The organism is Planococcus sp. S3-L1 (assembly GCF_030063085.1).
Lineage (GTDB): Bacteria > Bacillota > Bacilli > Bacillales_A > Planococcaceae > Planococcus > Planococcus kocurii.
This window is the reverse complement of record NZ_JASISN010000001.1, coordinates 283,073-302,762: the sequence shown is the minus strand read 5'-3', so window position 1 is coordinate 302,762 and position 19,690 is coordinate 283,073. Positions and strand designations below refer to the sequence as shown.

General features: G+C 42.7%; 19 protein-coding genes. 9 read left to right on the top strand and 10 right to left on the bottom strand.

Annotated features, from left to right (window positions below):
- Nucleotides 1-45 precede the first annotated feature (45 nt).
- The 4 genes from pdxK to QMF37_RS01460 all read left to right on the top strand — a co-directional run bounded on the left by pdxK (nucleotide 46) and on the right by QMF37_RS01460 (nucleotide 3,645).
- On the top strand, nucleotides 46-879 hold the full coding sequence (gene pdxK, locus QMF37_RS01475) for a pyridoxine/pyridoxal/pyridoxamine kinase (RefSeq protein ID WP_071153016.1): 834 nt from the start codon (nucleotides 46-48) through the stop codon (nucleotides 877-879).
- 202 nt (nucleotides 880-1,081) lie between these two features.
- Nucleotides 1,082-1,432: a YojF family protein gene (locus tag QMF37_RS01470; RefSeq protein ID WP_058384408.1), complete on the top strand. Its 351-nt coding sequence runs from the start codon at nucleotides 1,082-1,084 to the stop codon at nucleotides 1,430-1,432.
- 14 nt (nucleotides 1,433-1,446) lie between these two features.
- Entirely contained in the window at nucleotides 1,447-2,136 is a 690-nt protein-coding gene (gene bshB2, locus QMF37_RS01465) for a bacillithiol biosynthesis deacetylase BshB2 (RefSeq protein WP_071153015.1), read from the top strand.
- Nucleotides 2,137-2,292: 156 nt separating this feature from the next.
- Entirely contained in the window at nucleotides 2,293-3,645 is a 1,353-nt protein-coding gene (locus tag QMF37_RS01460) for a YjiH family protein (RefSeq protein WP_283476137.1), read from the top strand.
- A gap of 48 nt (nucleotides 3,646-3,693) precedes the next feature.
- Here QMF37_RS01460 and QMF37_RS01455 read toward each other — a convergent pair whose 3' ends face one another.
- Nucleotides 3,694-4,638: an L-threonine 3-dehydrogenase gene (locus QMF37_RS01455; protein ID WP_058384405.1), complete on the bottom strand. Its 945-nt coding sequence runs from the start codon at nucleotides 4,636-4,638 to the stop codon at nucleotides 3,694-3,696.
- Nucleotides 4,639-5,089: 451 nt separating this feature from the next.
- Here QMF37_RS01455 and QMF37_RS01450 point away from each other — a divergent pair, with 451 nt between their 5' ends.
- The 3 genes from QMF37_RS01450 to QMF37_RS01440 are packed head-to-tail and all read left to right on the top strand — an operon-like array spanning nucleotide 5,090 to nucleotide 7,373.
- Nucleotides 5,090-5,905, top strand: coding sequence for an amino acid ABC transporter substrate-binding protein (locus QMF37_RS01450; RefSeq protein ID WP_149455985.1), 816 nt, complete (start codon nucleotides 5,090-5,092; stop codon nucleotides 5,903-5,905).
- Entirely contained in the window at nucleotides 5,892-6,593 is a 702-nt protein-coding gene (locus tag QMF37_RS01445; protein ID WP_058386841.1) for an amino acid ABC transporter permease, read from the top strand. Before QMF37_RS01450 ends, QMF37_RS01445 begins: the two co-directional genes overlap by 14 nt.
- Before the next feature lie 36 nt (nucleotides 6,594-6,629).
- Nucleotides 6,630-7,373: an amino acid ABC transporter ATP-binding protein gene (locus tag QMF37_RS01440; protein WP_283476134.1), complete on the top strand. Its 744-nt coding sequence runs from the start codon at nucleotides 6,630-6,632 to the stop codon at nucleotides 7,371-7,373.
- Between the two features lie 334 nt (nucleotides 7,374-7,707).
- Here the strand turns inward: QMF37_RS01440 and QMF37_RS01435 are convergent, their stop codons facing one another.
- Complete coding sequence (locus QMF37_RS01435; protein ID WP_071153012.1) at nucleotides 7,708-8,820, bottom strand: mandelate racemase/muconate lactonizing enzyme family protein; 1,113 nt, start codon at nucleotides 8,818-8,820, stop codon at nucleotides 7,708-7,710.
- A 98-nt stretch (nucleotides 8,821-8,918) separates the two neighbouring features.
- On the opposite strand from QMF37_RS01435, the gene QMF37_RS01430 reads away from it, so the two are divergent.
- A complete protein-coding gene (locus tag QMF37_RS01430) occupies nucleotides 8,919-10,124 on the top strand; it encodes a M20 metallopeptidase family protein (RefSeq protein WP_283476132.1) in 1,206 nt (401 codons plus the stop codon).
- Between the two features lie 119 nt (nucleotides 10,125-10,243).
- Here the strand turns inward: QMF37_RS01430 and QMF37_RS01425 are convergent, their stop codons facing one another.
- The 8 genes from QMF37_RS01425 to QMF37_RS01390 form a co-directional block, all read right to left on the bottom strand.
- On the bottom strand, nucleotides 10,244-11,434 hold the full coding sequence (locus QMF37_RS01425; RefSeq protein WP_058384400.1) for a glycine C-acetyltransferase: 1,191 nt from the start codon (nucleotides 11,432-11,434) through the stop codon (nucleotides 10,244-10,246).
- A 92-nt stretch (nucleotides 11,435-11,526) separates the two neighbouring features.
- A complete protein-coding gene (locus QMF37_RS01420; RefSeq protein WP_283476130.1) occupies nucleotides 11,527-12,660 on the bottom strand; it encodes a bifunctional cystathionine gamma-lyase/homocysteine desulfhydrase in 1,134 nt (377 codons plus the stop codon).
- Nucleotides 12,657-13,592, bottom strand: a complete 936-nt coding sequence (locus QMF37_RS01415) for a PLP-dependent cysteine synthase family protein (RefSeq protein ID WP_283476128.1) — start codon at nucleotides 13,590-13,592, stop codon at nucleotides 12,657-12,659. The genes QMF37_RS01420 and QMF37_RS01415 overlap by 4 nt, the downstream gene beginning before the upstream one ends.
- Before the next feature lie 11 nt (nucleotides 13,593-13,603).
- Complete coding sequence (locus tag QMF37_RS01410) at nucleotides 13,604-14,077, bottom strand: S-ribosylhomocysteine lyase (protein ID WP_071153009.1); 474 nt, start codon at nucleotides 14,075-14,077, stop codon at nucleotides 13,604-13,606.
- A gap of 12 nt (nucleotides 14,078-14,089) precedes the next feature.
- Complete coding sequence (locus tag QMF37_RS01405) at nucleotides 14,090-14,725, bottom strand: class I SAM-dependent DNA methyltransferase (RefSeq protein WP_058384396.1); 636 nt, start codon at nucleotides 14,723-14,725, stop codon at nucleotides 14,090-14,092.
- A 225-nt stretch (nucleotides 14,726-14,950) separates the two neighbouring features.
- A complete protein-coding gene (locus QMF37_RS01400; RefSeq protein WP_058384395.1) occupies nucleotides 14,951-15,592 on the bottom strand; it encodes a YczE/YyaS/YitT family protein in 642 nt (213 codons plus the stop codon).
- A 66-nt stretch (nucleotides 15,593-15,658) separates the two neighbouring features.
- Complete coding sequence (ybaK, locus tag QMF37_RS01395; RefSeq protein ID WP_283476123.1) at nucleotides 15,659-16,150, bottom strand: Cys-tRNA(Pro) deacylase; 492 nt, start codon at nucleotides 16,148-16,150, stop codon at nucleotides 15,659-15,661.
- Nucleotides 16,151-16,213: 63 nt separating this feature from the next.
- Entirely contained in the window at nucleotides 16,214-18,373 is a 2,160-nt protein-coding gene (locus QMF37_RS01390; protein WP_283476122.1) for a DNA topoisomerase III, read from the bottom strand.
- Here QMF37_RS01390 and QMF37_RS01385 point away from each other — a divergent pair.
- Nucleotides 18,343-19,533, top strand: coding sequence for an NERD domain-containing protein (locus tag QMF37_RS01385; protein ID WP_283476120.1), 1,191 nt, complete (start codon nucleotides 18,343-18,345; stop codon nucleotides 19,531-19,533). The genes QMF37_RS01390 and QMF37_RS01385 overlap by 31 nt on opposite strands.
- The last annotated feature ends 157 nt before the right edge of the window (nucleotides 19,534-19,690 follow it).

Genomic DNA, 19,690 nt, shown 5'->3' with positions numbered 1-19,690 from the left:
GTTAAAATAGTGGCAAAGACAATCCAATTTAGAGGAGCTAACCTAATGACACTCAAAAAAACCTTAACCATTGCTGGATCAGATACTTCTGGCGGTGCAGGCATACAAGCAGACCTTAAAACATTCCAAGAACACGGAACTTATGGCATGAACGCATTAACGGTCATCGTCACAATGGATCCTGAGAATGGCTGGAGTCATGGGATTCATCCGATCGCATTAGATACACTAGACGCCCAGTTGAAAACAGCGTTTTCTACAGGGGTTGACGCTTTGAAGACTGGTATGCTCCCAACTGTAGACATCATTGAAATGGCCGGCAAAGCCATTGCAGACTCTGGAATCAAAGACGTTGTCATTGATCCCGTTATGGCTTGCAAAGGGGAAAACGAAGTGTTGTTCCCTGAAAATGTGGATGCCATGATAAAGTATTTATTGCCAAACGCCAAAGTCGTGACACCCAACTTGGTAGAAGCAGGAAATTTATCCGGAATGGGCGTGTTGAAAACTGTTGAAGACATGCAAGCGGCCGCTGAAAAAATTCACGCACACGGCGCAGAATTTGTGGTCATCAAAGGCGGCAAACAGCTCCAGCATGAAAAAGCAGCAGACTTATTGTTTGATGGCAAAACACATTATTTACTGACATCTGAAAAAACAGATACCACTTATAACCACGGCGCAGGTTGTACGTTCGCTGCTGCGATTACCGCGAACTTAGCAAACGGGCAATCTGTTAAAGACGCTGTTCTAAATGCGAAATTTTTTGTCGCAACAGCAATTCAGCACGGCTGGAAGCTGAACGAATACGTTGGTCCAGTTATGCACGGTGCCGCTTCGAAATTCACAAAACCTGAAGTCATTGTGACTGAATTATAAGCAAGAACAAACGCGTGCCGGATTTTCTTCGGCGCGCTTTTTTTGCGGTCCAATTTTGTTGCTGTTGAAATGAAGTGCGGTTGTTAGCCTCCTATCTGCGGGCGAATTCTCAGGACAATCTTAGCTTTACAAAGCAACCTAATCGCATTCTCATACATAATTCCTTATACTGAAAGAATACCGATTTTATAGGAGGAACATCATGGAATTAGTTGAAGTAAAAAAATTACAAGTCCAGCTGGATGCTTTTGCCGGTAAAGATGTTTACCTTCATTTGGAAACAACCAACGGCTCTTATGCCTCACATTTTAACGAAAGTTTTTTCAACGCCGGTGCATTTATCCGGAACGTTGTGATCAATTACGAACTTGGAAAAGTGGTTGGTGACAGTCCACACCGTGTTGGACTAAAATTACCGCATGGCTGGGTCTACGCACAAGGCATTACGCATTACGAATTAGACGAAGAGGGTCGGCTGTTGCTTGCCGGACACGCCGGAGACGGAAAACTAGCGGTTGCGCTTGAAATTAGCGAAACACCGTTTAGTTATTAAAGGAGGGACACATAATGACAATTCCACACGAACGTCATGTGCTGGTCGTCTTCCCTCACCCGGATGACGAAGCATTTGGTGTTTCCGGAACGATCACGACACATATTCAACAAGGCACCCCTGTTACATACGCTTGCCTAACACTTGGCGAAATGGGACGCAACTTAGGCAATCCGCCCTTTGCTACGAGAGAATCGCTCCCTGTAGTCCGCAAAAAAGAGCTTCAAGCTTCTGCAGACGCAATGGGATTAACCGATCTTCGAATGATGGGCTTGCGTGATAAAACCATTGAGTTTGAAGATGATGAGAAAATGGTTAAGATGATGACGGATTTGATTGAAGAACTCAATCCTTCAAAAATCATCACCTTTTACCCGGACTTTGCGGTCCATCCAGATCATGAGGCAACAGCACGCGCTGTTGTTCGTGCTGTCCGCCGAATGAAAGATCGGCCAACACTTCACGGCGTAGCTTTTGCAAATAACACGGTGGAGATGCTCGGCCAACCTGATGTCGTTTTTGACATCCGTGAAGTCCGTGAGCAAAAAATGAATTCCATGAAAGCTCATATTTCACAAACAGCTTGGATGCTGGAAGAAATGGAACATAAGCTTCAGCAAGGTGATACTGCTACAGAAAACTGGTTAACCAAAGAACGTTTTTATCATTATCGCTGGCACGAAGATTTCGAAAAATCCTTCTAAAAAACACCCTTCAACTTTTTCTCAGTTGGGGGGTGTTTTTTTAAGGCATTTTCAGATAATATAAACATTGGTTATAAAAGCGTTTACATAGGGGAAAGCGTTGTATAATCAGTTATTATTATGTGTATTCATGCACGGAGAAAAGGGGAATTATTTGTGAAAAAGTTTTCTACTTCAACATGGTTATTGTTTTTGATTCCTTCTTTACTCGGAATCCTCCTGTTTTTAGTGCCAATTCCAACTGAAGATGGCTGGATGGTAACTATAGCAGTTCTTGCTAACCTTATGGCTGGAGCGATCGAATCCATCGTACCGTGGATTATGATGGGCATTTTAATCGTAGCCGCTCTCGGTTCATTGTTCTTTATCACTAAAAAAGTTAATGAAACTGACTATGTTTCATTTATCGACAAGCTCTTTAATGTCAATCTATTTTGGACGATTGTTCGGATTCTCGGCGCGGTTTTTGCGGTTATGGTGTTGTTCCAAGTTGGTCCTGAACCTATCTGGAATGAAAATACCGGCGGACTTCTTTTATCTGGAGATGGTTTACTGTCTTTCCTTTTCACTATTTTTCTTTTTGCTGGATTGTTTCTTCCCCTCTTGATGAACTTTGGCTTATTGGAATTTTTCGGTACGATAATGGTAAAAATCATGCGTCCACTTTTCCGCTTGCCAGGTCGCTCATCTATTGATGCTTTGGCGTCATGGGTTGGAGATGGTACCATTGGTGTTTTATTGACAAGCAAGCAATATGAGGCAAACAGATATACGCAGCGTGAAGCAGCGATTATCGGAACCACGTTCTCCGTTGTTTCGATTACTTTTGCTATTGTAGTCATACAGGAAATCGGCCTCGGCACCTATTTCCTTCCGTACTACGCTACTGTTATCTTAGCAGGTGTTATTTTGGCATTGATCATGCCACGCCTTTATCCACTGACAAACAAATCGACTACGTTCATGGACGGGTCACCTCAAGATTCTCAATCTGAAGATGTTCCACAAGGCTATAATGTCACTTCTCACGGAATTGAAAATGCTTTGACAAAAGCTGAAGGAAATCGTTCAGTTAAAAAGTTTTTTGAGGATGGTTTTAAAAACGTACTAGATATGTGGATTGGTGTTGCACCAGTTGTAATGGCATTTGGTACAATTGCATTGATTTTAGCCGAGTATACACCTGTATTCAGCATTCTTGGTACACCGTTTGAACCCTACCTGCGATTGCTCGGTGTTCCAGAAGCAGCTGAAGCCGCTCAATTAATGGTTGTTGGCTTTGCTGATATGTTCTTACCTGCTATTCTTGGTGCAGACATCGAGTCTGAAATGACACGTTTTGTCGTCGCTACCATGTCCGTCACACAATTGATTTACATGTCCGAAGTTGGTGGATTGTTACTTGGATCTAAAATCCCTGTCAACATCCTGGACCTGATCATCATCTTCTTGCTTCGTACAATTATCGCTTTGCCGATTGTTGTAGGCGTTGCGCACTTGTTGTTCTAATCTACACAAAATGCCATCCGCAAATTGCGGATGGCATTTTTTATTGTCTTAAACTAGTTGAAGCTTTTTTTTTAGCTTTTCTAACATATCGACAGTCATTGCATCTAAGTCATATGACGTTTTAAAGCCCCATTCGGCTTTCGCAGCCGATGCATCGATATTGTCTGGCCAGCTATCTGCAATTTCCTGTCTCACCGGATCAACTGCGTAAGACATTTTAAAGTCGGGAATGTGCTTTTGGATAGACGCTGCAATTTCTTCAGGCGTGAAACTCATTGCTGTTACGTTAAATGCGTTACGGTGAATTAACTGATCTGAATCTGCTTCCATTAAGTCGACAATCGCTTGCAGCGCGTCAGGCATATACATCATGTCCATAGCTGTTCCTTCTGCAATATATGAAGTGTAGCTTGCTTTTTCAATTGCTTGGTAATAAATATCGACTGCATAATCAGTTGTGCCGCCGCCCGGTTGTGCTACGTTCGAAATGAGCCCGGGGAAACGAACACCGCGTGTATCGACACCAAATTTCGTGTGATAATAATCGCAGAGCAATTCACCAGCTACTTTATTAACACCGTACATTGTTGTTGGACGCTGTAACGTATCTTGTGGCGTATCTTTCTTAGGTGTTGAAGGACCGAACGCTCCGATAGAACTAGGCGTAAAAAATTGCATACCTAGCTTGCGAGAGGCTTCAAGTGCATTTACAAGCCCCCCCATGTTCAAGTTCCAAGCAAGTAATGGTTTTTCTTCAGCAGTCGCTGATAATAGAGCCGCCATATGAACCATCGTGTCTGCACCGAAATCTTTTGCTAAATCGTACATTCTCTGTGCATCTGTTACATCCAAAATTTCAAAAGGTCCTGATTGATCGGCAGTTTGACGTATATCTGTTGCTAAGACATTATCATTGCCATATATGCTGCGCATTTTGCCAACAAGTTCTGACCCTATTTGTCCTAAAGCACCCGTAATCATAATTCGTTCCATTTCCAACACTCCTTTTCCCCAAAAACATTTGTCCTGTCCAAAAACACAAAAATATCCCTATAAACCTTGTCAATTAAAGCTTTCCTATTAAGTCATTATAAGATGTTCTTTTTAAAAATACAAATATTTTCTTCAAAATCCACCTGAATAGCTACTTCTATTGATGAAATAGCCTTTGTAAGTCTTTGATCATTGATAATCCAAAATTTCGGACTTATTTTCTATGTCTGCACGGTTGGAGAACAGGAAAAGACATGCTATAATAGACCAACTTTAGGATTTCTTTTGATTAGTCAGCAATTGTTCTTTTTTTTAGCTTTAAAACCAACTATACAAGTAGGTTAAATAAACTTTATATTTTGGTTGTCTAGCTTAGGAAAAAAATAAGAAGATACACATTCAAAAAGAAATTATCTAGATTAAAACTACAAAGGAATTGAGGAGATTATTGATGAAAAAATTTAGTTTAACGTTTTTATTAGTAGGAATAATGTTCGTTTTAGCTGCTTGCAGCGGTTCAAAGGAAGAAGATCCAACGACAGATGATGCCAGTAAATCCGAAGACGATGTATTGGCTAAAGTCCAAGAAGAAGGAACGTTGGTCATTGGTACAGAAGGCACATATCCGCCTTTCACGTTCCATGATGCCTCAGGAGAACTCACTGGTTTTGATGTTGAAATTGCACGTGAAGTGGCTGATCGCCTCGGCGTAGAAGCTGAATTCCTTGAAACACAATGGGATGCCATGTTTGCGGGGTTGGATGCTGGCCGGTTTGATATGGTAGCCAATCAAGTCGGTATTAATCCAGAACGCCAAGAAAGCTATGAGTTTTCAGATCCATACATTACGTCGACCGCAGTCCTAGTAGTCGCTGAAGATAATAATGAAATTAAAAGCTTCGAAGATTTAAAAGGTCAGTTGTCTGCACAATCGCTCACAAGTAACTACGCTGAAACAGCAACTTCTTTTGGCGCAGAGCTTGAAGGGGTTGAAGGATTTAACCAAGCGATTGAATTATTGAATTCTGGTCGCGTGGATGCAACCGTTAACGATAATTTAACCGTTTTGGATTTTCTGAAACAACGTCCAGATGCGAAAGTAAAAGTAATAGATAAATCAGAAGATGCTGCACAAAGTGGGCTACTATTTAGAAAAGGCAGCGGCGCAATAGTAGAGGAAGCAAACCAAGCACTAGCTGACATGATTGAAGACGGCACGTACGATGAAATTTCAGAAAAATGGTTTGGTGAAAATGTACTTGAATAGTATTTTTTCGGATCCGGTCAGAATGGAACGACTTGTGGATATTGCGCAATCCTCATTTCTTCCTTTGATCGAAGCAACACTTCAATTTACATTACCTTTATCGATTATCTCTTTTATTTTCGGTTTGATATTGGCGGTTTTGACAGCGCTGGCTCGAATTTCCACAGTTAAGATTTTTCAACTTATCGCACGTGTTTATGTTTCCATTATTCGTGGGACACCTTTACTCGTTCAATTGTTCATCTTATTTTATGGATTGCCGACACTTGGCATCACAATCGATCCATTCCCAGCAGCAGTCATTGGTTTTTCGCTGAACGTCGGCGCTTATGCGTCTGAAGTGATTCGAGCAGCGATCTTGTCCATTCCAAAAGGGCAATGGGAGGCAGCCAATACCATTGGCATGTCCTACACGCAATCGCTGCGGCGCGTCATTTTGCCACAAGCATCGCGCGTTTCTTTGCCTCCCTTGTCCAATACCTTTATCAGTTTAGTCAAAGATACGTCTCTTGCTTCCCTAATTTTAGTTACCGAAATGTTCAGAGTCGCACAGCAAATTGCCGCAACCAATTATGAATTCCTGCTATTATACGGTCAAGCGGCATTGCTGTACTGGGTCATTTGCTTTGCCTTGTCATTAGTCCAAGGCAGGCTCGAACATCGTTTTGACCGTTATGTTTCCAGATAATACACGCAGGTTACTGAATGCAGTAAGGAGTTCAATATGATTTCAATAAAAAATTTGCATAAAAAGTTCGGTAAACTCGAAGTATTAAAAGGCATCGATACAGATGTTCAAAAAGGACAAGCAATTGTCGTGATTGGTCCCTCTGGTTCTGGAAAAACGACATTTCTACGGTGCCTAAATACGTTGGAAACCCCAACTTCGGGTTTAGTAACAATTGGTGAACAAACGGTCGATTTCGCTAAACCATTATCAAAAAAGCAAATCATGGCTTTTCGTAAACAATCCGCCATGGTCTTTCAGCATTATAATTTATTTCCTCACATGACCGCTCTTGAAAATGTCATGGAAGGACCCATTACTGTTCAAAAACAAAACAAAAAACTAGCTAAACAAAAAGCAGAGCAATTGCTCATAAAAGTTGGGCTCGGCGAAAAAATCAATGACTACCCGTTCCAACTGAGTGGTGGTCAACAACAGCGCGTCGGTATTGCGCGAGCGCTAGCACTCGAACCGAAAGTCATGCTCTTCGACGAACCAACATCTGCACTCGATCCCGAATTAGTTGGGGAGGTGCTACAAGTTATGAAAGATTTAGCCGCTGAAGGCATGACGATGGTTGTCGTGACACACGAAATGCGCTTTGCCAAAGGCGTCGCTGACGAAGTATTGTTTATGGACGAAGGACGCATCGTCGAACGCGGCAAGCCGGAAGACATTTTCAATCACCCAACTGAAGAACGAACCAAACGCTTTTTGAGTTTAATTCAAGATACGGATTAACAGAAAAGCGCAAGCTGCCGTGTAGATTCGACGGGCGTAAGACGCTCTCGCGAAGCGACGTCTCGTCAGTCGCATAGCGAGAGTGGCTTAAGACCCTAGAATCTGGCTGCTTGCGCTGGACAACCAGAAAAGCGCAAGCTGCCGTGTAGATTCGACGGGCGTAAGACGCTCTCGCGAAGCGACGTCTCGTCAGTCGCATAGTGAGAGTGGCTTAAGACCCTAGAATCTGGCTGCTTGCGCTGGACAACCAGAAAAGCGCAAGCTGCCGTGTAGATTCGACTCTTATAAACAGAAAAACTCGCACCCCTTGTAAGGGATGCGAGTTTTTCTGTTTCTACTCAATTACACATGACTTTACTGTTAGTTTGTCTAGCTGTGCTTGATCTATTTCTATACCTAAACCCGGCTTGCCTGATAACAATACATATGGATGTTCATAAGTTAAATCGCCAATTTCTTCGCTAAAGAGCAATGGTCCGGTTAATTCTGTGCTTTCGATATTGATACGTGCCATCGCAACGTGATAGCCTGCTGCTGAAGCAACAGATGATTCTACCATCGAACCGATTTGGCACAACATGCCAGCGGCTTCAGCAGTCTTCGCCATTTGCGTAGCATAGAAAATGCCGGCACATTTCATTAGCTTAATGTTAATAACATCTGCTGCTTGCAAACGAATAATTTCTAGCAAGTCTTCCATCGATTGAATACTTTCGTCAGCCATAATTGGGACGGCTGTCTTTGACCGGACTTCTGCTAATCCGCGAATATCCCCCATACGGATTGGCTGTTCAATCCAGGCAATGTTAGCCTCCTCGAGTTGTTTAATCGCTGCGACTGCAATGCCTGGTGATTTCCATCCTTGATTGACATCAACACGGATTGGCACGTCGCTACCGACTGCTTGACGAACAGCTAAAATTCGCTCTACGTCTTCTTTTGCTTGTCCTTTGCCTACTTTCAATTTCAAGGAAGCATAACCCATTTCGACAGCGTGCAACGCTTTTTCCGCCATAATTTCAGGCGCTTCGATGCTCAGCACTTTGGGATAATCCAAATATGCAGTTGCTTGTCCACCAATTAAATTGTAAACTGGCTGTCCCACTGCTTTGCCCATTAAATCATAACAAGCAATATCCACAGCGGCTTTTGCAGCTGAGTTACCTGTCATTAAGGCAGTCATTTTCGAATGAATCGCTTCGATGTCGAATGGACTCAGCCCGATAATTGCCGGGAGGAATTGTTCTTTCAACACTTCAAATGCCGAAGTAAAATACTCTCCCGTGACATGCTCATCTGGAACTGCTTCGCCGTAGCCGGTCAGTCCGGTATCCGTTTCTAATACGACAATCAATGCTGGCATATCTGGATAAGTTGCGTAAGAAATAATAAATGGTTCGTTGAGAGGAAATCTGACCGCGTGTAACGTCGCTTTTGTAATTTTCATTTAAGAGCCTCCAATGGATTTAACTTGTTGTATACTTATACTATAGTGAACTTTATGAATAATTGATAATTTATTTGATAATCAAAGGAGTTTTGAAAATGACAATCATACAACAAATCGATTCGTTGTTCGAAGAGATGGTAGAAATTAGAAGATACTTACACATGAATCCTGAGTTGTCGCATCAAGAAATCGCGACTCCTGCTTTTATTGCAGAGCAACTAGAAGCAATGGGCGTTGACGTTCGTCGTAATGTTGGTGGACGAGGGGTCGTTGGAACAATTCGTGGTGGCAAACCGGGCAAGACGATCGCGTTCCGTGCCGATTTCGATGCGTTGCCGATTGAGGATCAAAAAGATGTCTCGTATAAATCTACGGTCCCTGGTGTTATGCATGCTTGTGGACACGACGGACATACCGCTGCGTTACTTGGTTTTGCAAAAGCGATGGTCGCGATCCAAAAAGATTTGCCTGGAACCATCGTGTTAATCCATCAATTTGGTGAGGAACTATCACCAGGCGGGGCACGTGCCATGATTGAAGATGGTTGCTTAGACGGGGTCGATGCAGTTTTCGGTGCTCATTTGCAGAGCAAGATGGATGTGGGTCGCGTTTATTTGCGGGATGGCTTTTTGCAAGCTTCTGAAGATGCTATCAAAATTACCGTCCACGGTTCTGGAACTCATGGCGCAGAACCTCATCAAGGCATCGACCCGATTTTAGTAGCGAGCCATATTATGGTCGCGCTTCAATCCATTGTTAGCCGTAACGCCAATCCATTAAAAGAATTGGTCGTTTCTATCGGTAAATTCCATGCGGGTGATGCTGATAACGTTATTTCAAGCAAAGCTGTTTTAGAAGGCACCATTCGTGTCTTTGATCCTGAGCTTCGCATACTTGCAGGACAACGTTTACGGGCAATTGTGGAAAATGTCGCCATAGCGATGGGCGCCACTGCCGAATTGATCATCGAAACGGGCTACGACTCGCTTTGGAATCACCTCACTGAAACGGATATTGTTCGTGCCGCTGCACGCGGCGTGCTGGGAGATGAACATGTAGTGGAAATCGATCCGATTATGCCAGTTGAGGATTTTACGTATTATACGCAAGCTAAGCCAGGCGCGTACTTTTTTGTTGGCGCCAAAATGGATGATAGCGAATTGGTTTACCCGCATCATCATGAAAACTTTGATTTTAATGAAAATGCCATGTTGGTGACGGCAAAAGTCTTTGCTGCGATTTATTTTGAGGCGCAAGAAAAGGCTTTGGACAGTATTCGGGTTGATTTGGACAGTATTTGAGAAATTCGGACAGTATTTTGCACGATTCGGACAGTATTTGGTCCAATCTGGACAGTATCGCCTTTATTTGGAAATAAAAACAAGCCAAGCGGCATGTCGCTTGGCTTGTTTCGTATTTTTTAGTTGATAACGCCTAATGCTTTGCCGACTTTTTCGTAAGTCGCGATCGCTTCATCTAACATTTCTTTTGTGTGAGCCGCTGTTGGCATATTGCGTACGCGTCCCGTGCCTTTTGGAACTGTTGGGAAGACGATTGATTTTGCATAAACGCCTTCTTCAAATAAACGCTTTGAAAATTCTTGTGTTAACTTCTCGTCGCCGATGATGCAAGGTGTGATTGGTGTTTCGGAATGACCGATGTCAAAGCCTAAGGCGTCTAGACCTTTTTTCAAGTAATCGCCATTTTCCCATAGCTTATCGTGCAATTCTGTTGAGTCAATGATCATTTGTACCGCTGCAGTAATCGCTGCAACGTCTCCTGGAGTTACTGCTGTTGAAAACAAGAATGGACGTGAACGCACTTTCAACCAATCGATCAAGTTTTTCTTACCAGCTACGTAACCGCCGACAACGCCGACTGCTTTAGATAAAGTTCCCATTTGCATATCGATTTCTTTTTCAAGACCGAAATGTTTTACCGTTCCTTTACCTTTACCCGTTACGCCTGATCCGTGTGCATCATCCACATACGTAATCAAATCAAATTCTTTTGCGATTTCCACGATTTCTGGAAGTTTGGCAATGTCGCCATCCATCGAGAAGACGCCGTCTGTGATGACCATCACTTTATTGTAAAGACCTGATTCTGTAGCCTCTTTTGCTTTCATGCGCAAATCTTCCATATCCGAGTGTTTGAAAGCGATGATTTTCGCTTTCGATAAACGGCAACCATCGATAATCGATGCATGGTTTAATTGATCCGAAAGAATCGCATCGTTTTTATCCATTACAGCTGAAATCGCCGCCATGTTGCAGTTAAAACCAGATTGATAGGAAATTGCTGCTGCTGTTCCTTTGAATTCAGCAAGCTTTTCTTCTAGTTTCACGTGTAGGTCAAGCGTTCCGTTAATCGTACGAACCGCACCTGCTCCGACGCCATACTTATCGATTGCGTCTTTTGCTACTTGTTTCAAGTCTTCGTTTGTCGCAAGTCCTAAGTAGTTATTTGAAGAAAGGTTGATCAGATCTTTGCCGCGAACTTTAATGATCGCGCCGTTTGGTCCTTCAACCGGGTCAATTTCATTGTAAAGACCTTGCTCTTTTAATTCTGTTAAGTTCTCATCTAAAAATGCATCTAGTTTTTTTGACAATGTCCTCTTCCTTTCAAAACGAAATTCTGTCTCTATCTTACCATACCGCCATTTTTTCCAAAAGAAAAAGCGGACCGAGGTCCGCTTTCTACTCATTTTAATGCATACGCTAGGTCTTCAATCAAATCTTCTACATCTTCTATTCCGACTGAAATTCGCACCAAACCTTCTACAATACCTAACTCTGCACGGCGGTCAATTGGAATCGATGCGTGTGTCATTTGCGCTGGCACAGAAATTAAACTCTCAACTGCCCCTAAGCTTTCGGCCAACGTAAAGTATTTCAATTTCGCCAGTAATTCTCCTGCTTTTTCTTTACTGCCGACATCAAACGAAATCATGCCGCCAAAGCCCGTCGCTTGTTTTTGCATTAGTTCGCGACCTGGGTGGCTTTCGAGTCCCGGATAAATGACTTTCCCAACAACGTCGTGCCCTTCTAAAAACTCCGCAATTTTTTGCGCATTAGAGTTCGCTTCTTCCATGCGCAGACCTAAGGTTTTCAGTCCGCGAATGAGTAACCAAGAATCTTGTGGTCCTAAAATTGCACCGATCGAATTTTGCACAAAGTGAACTTCCTCAGCAAGTTCCGCTGAATTCACAACAACCAGTCCTGCCACAACATCACTATGTCCACCGATGTATTTTGTTGCGCTATGCAAGACAATATCTGCACCTAATTTAATTGGGTTTTGTAAATAAGGCGTCATGAATGTATTGTCAACAATCGTTACTAAGTTTTTCGACTTCGCAAATGCTGCAACAGCTTCAATATCCGTTACTTTTAGCAATGGGTTGGTCGGTGTTTCAATGAAAATCGCTTTTGTGTTTTCTTTTACAGCGGCTTCTACTTCTGCTAGGTTTCCAGTATCCACAAAAGTAAATTCTAAGCCAAAGCGGTTTAATACTTTATTGATGACACGGTAAGTTCCACCGTATACATCATCGGTTAACACGATATGGTCACCTGCTGAAAACAACATCATAACTGATGAAATAGCGGCCATCCCTGAGCCAAATGCAAATCCAGCATGACCGAATTCGACATCTGCTATCAATTCTTCCAGTGCGTGACGTGTCGGGTTTCCGGTACGTGAATATTCATAGCCTTTAAATTTCCCGACCGCTTCCTGCTTATACGTGCTCACTTGGTAAATCGGTGTCGATACAGCGCCTGTTGCTTCGTCGCCGACAATGCCACCGTGGATTAATCTCGTTTTTGGCTTCATTGCTGTTCCTCCTCAAAACTTCTATCGTAAATATGTTGACTCATATAGCGTTCACTTGAATCGGCAAACACTGTCACGATATGACTTCCAGGCTTCGCATTTTCGGCTTCGCGTAACGCTGCTACAAATGCCGCTCCTGACGAACTACCAACCAACAAGCCTTCTGTCTTCGCTAGTTCTCGAACTGCCATGAATGCATCTTTGTCCGTAATTGTATGAATCGCTTCAAAATAGCTTTTATCCATATAATCCGGCAAAAATTCCATGCCGATGCCTTCGGTCAAATGAGGTCCTGATGACCCACCGTTTAATATTGAGCCTTCTGGTTCCACAATGACCGTTTTTATCGATGGCTTTTGCGATTTTAAATAGCGAGCAGTCCCCATAAAAGTTCCACCTGATCCAGCACCCGCAACAAAAATATCAATTTCTCCGTCTAATGCAGTCCAAACTTCCGGACCAAGTGTTTGAACATAAGTTTGTGGATTCGCCGGGTTGGAAAATTGAGAAGGTGAGAAGGCATTTTGCTCTTTAACCAATTGCTCGGCTTTTTTGATGGCACCTTTAATGCCTTCTGCCGTCGGTGTGTTAATGACTTCTGCTCCTAATGCGCGCATCAAACCTTGTTTTTCTTGGCTGAATTTTTCGGGTACTACAAATTTCACGTGATAGCCTTTGCCAATTGCAGCAATCGCTAATCCAATGCCGGTATTGCCAGCAGTTGGCTCTATGATTGTGCCGCCTGGCTCTAAGACACCACGCTTTTCAGCATCTTCAATAAGCGAAACGCCTAATCGGTCTTTGACGCTTCCGCCTGGATTGAAATATTCAAGCTTGGCAAAGATGCGGCAACCGTTTGGGATTTTACTATGTGTTAACTCTAGTAATGGTGTGTTCCCGATCAATTGTTGAATGGTCGTTACATAATTCATCAAGATTCTCCTTAGTTCGCTGTTTCAGCGAATACTTGAGTCCATTGATCTTTTTTCGCTAACATTTCACGCGCCAATTCTTTCGCGCCTTCTAAGCTATGACTCGCAGCCCAACCACATTGAACTTCATTGCATGCTGGCACTTCGTCTGCTTCTAAGACGTCTTTTAATGTATTTTCTAATATTTGAAGAATTTCATCATAATCATCCAAATTAATAACAGACAAATAAAATCCTGTCTGGCATCCCATTGGCCCAATATCAACGATGTTATCAGAATGATTGCGACTGTGTTCAGCCATCATATGTTCAAGCGAATGAAGTCCAGGCATTTCCATATGCTCTTTGTTTGGTTGCTTGAAACGGATGTCGTATTTGCGAATCGTATCGCCTTTAGCTCCTGTTTTTTCTCCAGCTAAACGGACATATGGTGCCACTACTTTTGTGTGATCCAAGTTAAAGCTTTCAACATTCATTTTTTTCATCTCTATCGCTCCTTAGATTTTAGTTGCTTCAATCAGAAAGACATAGTTGTTCATCTTCGACAACTTTACGGTAAACCCTGCTTTTGTAATCAACTCTTCTAGTTTTGGAACCGTCGTGTAGTATTCACGGTTCAAGTCTTCTACTAAATTAAGATGACCTCTATTTTGTTCAAACGCAATTATTTCCTGTTTGGCTCTTTCTGAAACGAATACAGTGTCTGCAAAAATTACTTTTCCGCCTCTTGGCAGTTGATCGGCATAAAGTTGAAAAGCTTGGGCTTTTTCTGTATCCGTTAAATGATGGAACGCATAAGAACTGACAAAGCTTTGCGGTGAAATTCCGGCTTCAAATTCCAAAAAATCTCCGTCGATTACTTTTAAGTCTGCCATTTTTTCTGCAGTTACTTTACGCATCGCTTGGTTGGGTTCGATTCCTACTACTTGCAGCCCGCGTTCAAGAAGTTTTTCAGTCAAATTTCCGGTACCGACACCAAACTCGATAACTGGCTCACTGGCTGCATCAGCCACTGCCTGCAAGATTTCGTTGTATTTTAAGAAGACGTCTTTGTATTCCTCGTCTTTTCCACTAACTGAATCATCATAGGTATGAACCCACTCATCAAATATTTCTACAAATTCTCGACCCATAAAATCCTCCGTTAAATTCGTATTTTACAAAACCAATAGACTTACTAGGTTTTATTTATAACATATTGCCGTATGGGTTTCAACTATCATGAGTTGTGAAATGCATTAGTATCTTTAATTTGGATGCGTTAAAATTGAGGCACAAAAAAGCCCGGCAACCAATGCCAGGCTCTACTTGTAGTTAGACTTCACATCACTTTAGAATAAGTTACACACGCCTAACTCTTAAACTTTCAGAACGGGCGGCAGATTTTCTTTTTCACCGATCAGTGTTACTAACAATCTTTCAAATTGTGGCAAAGAAACTTGTACAATTCTACCAGTTAACAAAGCAACGGCAATGGTTCCAATGCCAACAGGTCCACCGAGCAACCAACCCAGTAATGCCACTCCTACTTCAATTCCTGCTCGAACGACACTAATACTAAGTCCTGTCTTATCAACGAGCAGCATCATCAAGCTATCCCGAGGACCTGCACCAATTTTCGGTGATACGTAAAGACCGACGCCGTAGCCTGAAATAATAATTCCGGCAGACAAAATCACAATTTGTCCGACCAAGGTTTGAATATCAGGAATTAAAAAATTAAAAACATCGATAAAGACTCCGACGAGCAACATATTTAAAAAAGTACCGATTTGCGGGATCCTTCGCGTAAAGAAAGCCGTACTCCCAATCAGTGTGAAACCGGCAATGACTGACCACGTACCAATGGTCAGTCCAAATTTTAAATACAATCCGACGTGTAGCACATCCCACGGCCCAATTCCTAATTTGCTGCCTTTTATGGTCATTGTAAAGCCAAGAGCGAGGACAATCAATCCAACGATAAAGAACAGCCAGCGATAAAATAGCGAACGCTTCATCAACATCCTTCTTTCTTTTATTGTGATATGAAAAATCCACCCATTCAACGCGAATGGATGGATGCTCTATTGACTTGATGCTGTCAACTCGGCAAACTGACCAGTTGTTGCAGCCAGCAGTTCATTAGGAGCTAGTTTCAGCTGAACACCAATTTTACCAGCAGAAACGATTATTTCATCTAGTTGTCCAGCTTCTGAGGAAATGAAGGTCGGGAACGGTTTTTTCATGCCAACAGGAGAGCAACCCCCACGAATATAGCCAGTTAATGTCAAGATTTCCTTGACCGGTAGCATTTCGATTTTCTTTTCACCAGTGGCTTTGGCGGCTTTTTTAAAATCCAATTCTTCTGCAACGGGTATGACAAAGACGTAAGCCTGTTTTGATGCCCCCGTTGCAACCAGCGTTTTGTATACAAATTCTACAGCAAAACCAATTTTTGCAGCGACAGAAACTCCGTCTACTTTGCCGTCTTCTGTACGGTAATGAAGCAGTTCGTAATAGATTCCACTTTTATCAAGCATACGTGCTGCATTGGTTTTCACCATTTTCTTCGCCATAACCTCTCCCCTTGCTTTGAAAAGATTCTTTAGTCACAGCATATCATCATACGCCTCAAGATTCTATTCGCTTTGACCTAATAATTTTTTCAAGGCTTCGGCCATTGCGGTATTTTGAGGGGCTTCATCTTGCTGGTTCAAGTATTTATTGACGTCTTTTTTGTTGGCTTTGGATTGACCGGATTTTTTGCGTTTCTCAAATGCTGATAGTTTTTCACGATGACCACATTTGCAGACGAAAATCTTGCCGTCTCCTTCACCTTGCAATTCCAATTTTTTATGACAATTTGGGCAGCGCGCATTGGTTTGCATCGCTACTTGTTTTTTGTAACCACATTCACGATCTTGGCAGACGTTCATCTTGCCACGCTTACCGTTGACTTCAAGAAGCGGTTTCCCACAATCCGGGCACATTTTGCCAGTAATGTTATCGTGTTTGAATTTCTTATCGCTCTTTTTAATATCTGACACCGATTTTTCAGCAAAGACAATCATTTCTTTTATGAAGTCATCTTTTTTCAATTGGCCTTTCGCAATTTTCGTTAATTGCTGCTCCCAATCGGCGGTCAGTTTCGGAGACTTTAAGTCTTCCGGAACAAGCTCCAGCAACTGGCGACCTTTTGACGTAATCGTCAAATCTTTGCCTTTTTTCTCGATCAAAAAGGTATTAAATAATTTATCGATGACGTCAGCTCGTGTGGCTACTGTGCCAAGTCCACCCACTTCGCCAAGCGTTTGAATCACTTCTTTTGTTTCGCCACTCATAAACTGCGCTGGATTTTCCATGGCGCCAAGTAACGTTCCTTCATTGAAAAATGCAGGTGGCTTGGTTTTGCCATCTGTTAACGCAATGCCTTTGAGTGTCAACGACTGACCTTTCTCAAACGCTGGCAATGTCGTATCGTCATTATCGTTTTCGTCTTTATAAATACGTTTCCAGCCTTCATTGCGAACGGTATTGCCTTTTGCTTGGAACGTTTCGCCTCCAGCCGTTAGCTTGACCGTCGTTTGATCATATTCGTATTGCGGATAAAATACAGCAAGAAACCGTTTGACGATCATGTCGTATAATTTATGCTCTTTGTCTGATAATTCGTGCAGCGGTGGTGTTTCTTCCGTCGGGATAATGGCATGGTGATCGGATACTTTCGCGTCATCAATGACGCCATTTTGCGGAGCCACTGGATTTTTCAAAATCATTGCCGACAAACTGCGGTACTGTCCGACTTGCACTGCTTTTACGCGATCTTTTAACGTATCGCGCATATCACTCGTTAAATGTTTCGAGTCTGTACGCGGGTATGTCACGATTTTATAGCGCTCGTATAAATTTTGCAGCGTGTTAAGTGTTTCTTTCACCGACCAGCTATAGCGCTTATAAGCTTCTTTTTGCAGTTCGGTCAAATCAAATAAAGGCGGTGCTGGCTGACGTTTCGGCGTGATTTTAATGTCCGTTACGGTGCCTTCATGTGTGTTTTCGAGTTTGTTGAATAGCTTGTCAATTTTTTCTTTATCAAATGATTGTGTCGAGTTGCCATCTGTCCACGTGAATTTTGCTTGATCGGTGATGGCTTGCATACCGTAATAAGGTTTCGGTTGGAAGTTGCGAATTTGCTTTTCGCGTTCCGCAATCATCGCAAGTGTCGGCGTTTGTACGCGCCCTGTTGATAATTGTGCGTTGTATTTAACAGTTAGTGCGCGTGTTGCGTTAATCCCGACGACCCAATCCGCTTCTGCGCGTGCAACAGCCGCTGCATATAGATTTTCGTAAGCACGCCCGTCTTTTAAGTTGTTAAAGCCGTCTTTAATGGCTTTGTCGGTTACCGACGAAATCCACAACCGTTTTACCGGTTTATGTGTATTGGTTTTCTCTAAAATCCAACGTGCGACAAGCTCCCCTTCGCGGCCTGCGTCTGTTGCGATGATGACTTCTTTGACATCGCCGCGCTGTAATTGAGATTTTACCGCATTAAATTGTTTCATCGATTGTTTGATTGGCACTAATTTAAATGGTTTTGGAATAATCGGCAACGTATCCATTTTCCACTCTTTAAAATCATTGTTGTATTGCTCTGGCTGCGCATGCGTCACCAAATGGCCGAGTGCCCACGTGACGATATACTGTTTGCCTTCTAAATAGCCGTTGCCTTTTTGTTCGCACCCTAATACACGCGCAATGTCACGTGCGACGGATGGCTTTTCTGCTAAAACGATTGATTTCATTTATATTCACCCTCATTTCTACTGTGATTAGTGTAACATTTTCTGTTGGGACTGGCTTTTCAGAAGTATTTTTGGGGGTTGGACAGTATTTCTCGAATTTGGACAGTATTTCATCCAATCCGGACAGTACTTCCATTAACTTCAAATTCCACTTGCACAACACGCTCATTCTAGCTATATTTAAAGTAATTTCACATAAAGGAGAGGATCGATTGATCATTAAAACACGCATAAAGCCCCCTCAAATTTTCCAACTGGAAAGTTTGCTTCAACGAATGCCCACTGTCCATCCCCGACATCCCCACTGGACAGAAAAACTCCGTCGCATCACCGCCGGATATCACGGCGAATTGCGCGTAGACTCCTTTTGGCACGAAATCGACCTCTCGTTACCGCATTATTTCATCCACGACTTGTTCATTCAAAAAGAGATGTCTTCCCATCAAATTGATAGTGTTCTTGTGACTAGTCGATTTGTATTGGCTTTGGAAATCAAAAGCATTTCTGGCTTGCTCAATTTCGATCCTACTTTGAGGCAATTTTCCAGAACCAATAAAGACGGCAGCATTGATGGCATGAATAATCCAGACGATCAATTGCGCCGCCACGAAAAGTGGCTGGAACAATTTTTACGCAAGCAACGCATCCAGCTGCCTGTTGTCGGCGCCATCATTTTTACGTACCCATCGTCTGTGATTCAATCTCGCGCAGGCAGTCGCATCATGATTCAGTCATCTGGACTACCACACCTCATGGAACAATTGTTGATTCTTCACCCGCACGATGTATTATCTCAAAGAAAAACAGAGTCACTGGCGAAAAACTTACTCGCGCTCTATTCAATAAAACCATTTACGTCACTTGGACTTACGGATTCATTTCCACCTGGTGTGTTATGCCCCAACTGCCCATATTGCCTGCTCCATTATCGTGGTGGAAAATGGCGTTGTAATGCATGTCTGCATGCTGATCCTCTCGCGCATCTTGATGCGCTCAGGCAATACCGCAGTTTGGTCAAACCGACAATCAGCAGCCGAGAATTTCGCGATTTTACAGGAATCACGTCTCCTTCGATTGCTTCGAAGCTCTTAGCGAGCACGAAAATGCCTTATCACGGCCGTTTTAAAGATCGGCAGTATGTGATTCCCGAGGCGTTTTAGCGTTTCGACAGTATTTTCGTAATTTGGACAGTATTGGGTGGAATTCGGACAGTATTCTAGCCAATTCGGACAGTATTCTACTCCTTTTCGACAGCAAGCCCAATTAGTGGAATAAAACCTAAACCCATTTCAAATAAAATCCAAAAAGAAGAAACCT

What these genes read in the sequence shown, in the direction of transcription:
- pdxK (WP_071153016.1), top strand. Translation starts at nt 46, where the DNA reads ATGACACTCAAAAAAACCTTAACCATTGCTGGATCAGATACTTCTGGC.
- QMF37_RS01470 (WP_058384408.1), top strand. Translation starts at nt 1,082, where the DNA reads ATGGAATTAGTTGAAGTAAAAAAATTACAAGTCCAGCTGGATGCTTTT.
- bshB2 (WP_071153015.1), top strand. Translation starts at nt 1,447, where the DNA reads ATGACAATTCCACACGAACGTCATGTGCTGGTCGTCTTCCCTCACCCG.
- QMF37_RS01455 (WP_058384405.1), bottom strand. Translation starts at nt 4,638, where the DNA reads ATGGAACGAATTATGATTACGGGTGCTTTAGGACAAATAGGGTCAGAA.
- QMF37_RS01450 (WP_149455985.1), top strand. Translation starts at nt 5,090, where the DNA reads ATGAAAAAATTTAGTTTAACGTTTTTATTAGTAGGAATAATGTTCGTT.
- QMF37_RS01445 (WP_058386841.1), top strand. Translation starts at nt 5,892, where the DNA reads ATGTACTTGAATAGTATTTTTTCGGATCCGGTCAGAATGGAACGACTT.
- QMF37_RS01440 (WP_283476134.1), top strand. Translation starts at nt 6,630, where the DNA reads ATGATTTCAATAAAAAATTTGCATAAAAAGTTCGGTAAACTCGAAGTA.
- QMF37_RS01435 (WP_071153012.1), bottom strand. Translation starts at nt 8,820, where the DNA reads ATGAAAATTACAAAAGCGACGTTACACGCGGTCAGATTTCCTCTCAAC.
- QMF37_RS01430 (WP_283476132.1), top strand. Translation starts at nt 8,919, where the DNA reads ATGACAATCATACAACAAATCGATTCGTTGTTCGAAGAGATGGTAGAA.
- QMF37_RS01420 (WP_283476130.1), bottom strand. Translation starts at nt 12,660, where the DNA reads ATGAAGCCAAAAACGAGATTAATCCACGGTGGCATTGTCGGCGACGAA.
- QMF37_RS01415 (WP_283476128.1), bottom strand. Translation starts at nt 13,592, where the DNA reads ATGAATTATGTAACGACCATTCAACAATTGATCGGGAACACACCATTA.
- QMF37_RS01410 (WP_071153009.1), bottom strand. Translation starts at nt 14,077, where the DNA reads ATGAAAAAAATGAATGTTGAAAGCTTTAACTTGGATCACACAAAAGTA.
- QMF37_RS01405 (WP_058384396.1), bottom strand. Translation starts at nt 14,725, where the DNA reads ATGGGTCGAGAATTTGTAGAAATATTTGATGAGTGGGTTCATACCTAT.
- QMF37_RS01400 (WP_058384395.1), bottom strand. Translation starts at nt 15,592, where the DNA reads ATGAAGCGTTCGCTATTTTATCGCTGGCTGTTCTTTATCGTTGGATTG.
- ybaK (WP_283476123.1), bottom strand. Translation starts at nt 16,150, where the DNA reads ATGGCGAAGAAAATGGTGAAAACCAATGCAGCACGTATGCTTGATAAA.
- QMF37_RS01385 (WP_283476120.1), top strand. Translation starts at nt 18,343, where the DNA reads ATGGCTTTTCTGCTAAAACGATTGATTTCATTTATATTCACCCTCATT.
- QMF37_RS01390 (WP_283476122.1), bottom strand. Translation starts at nt 18,373, where the DNA reads ATGAAATCAATCGTTTTAGCAGAAAAGCCATCCGTCGCACGTGACATT.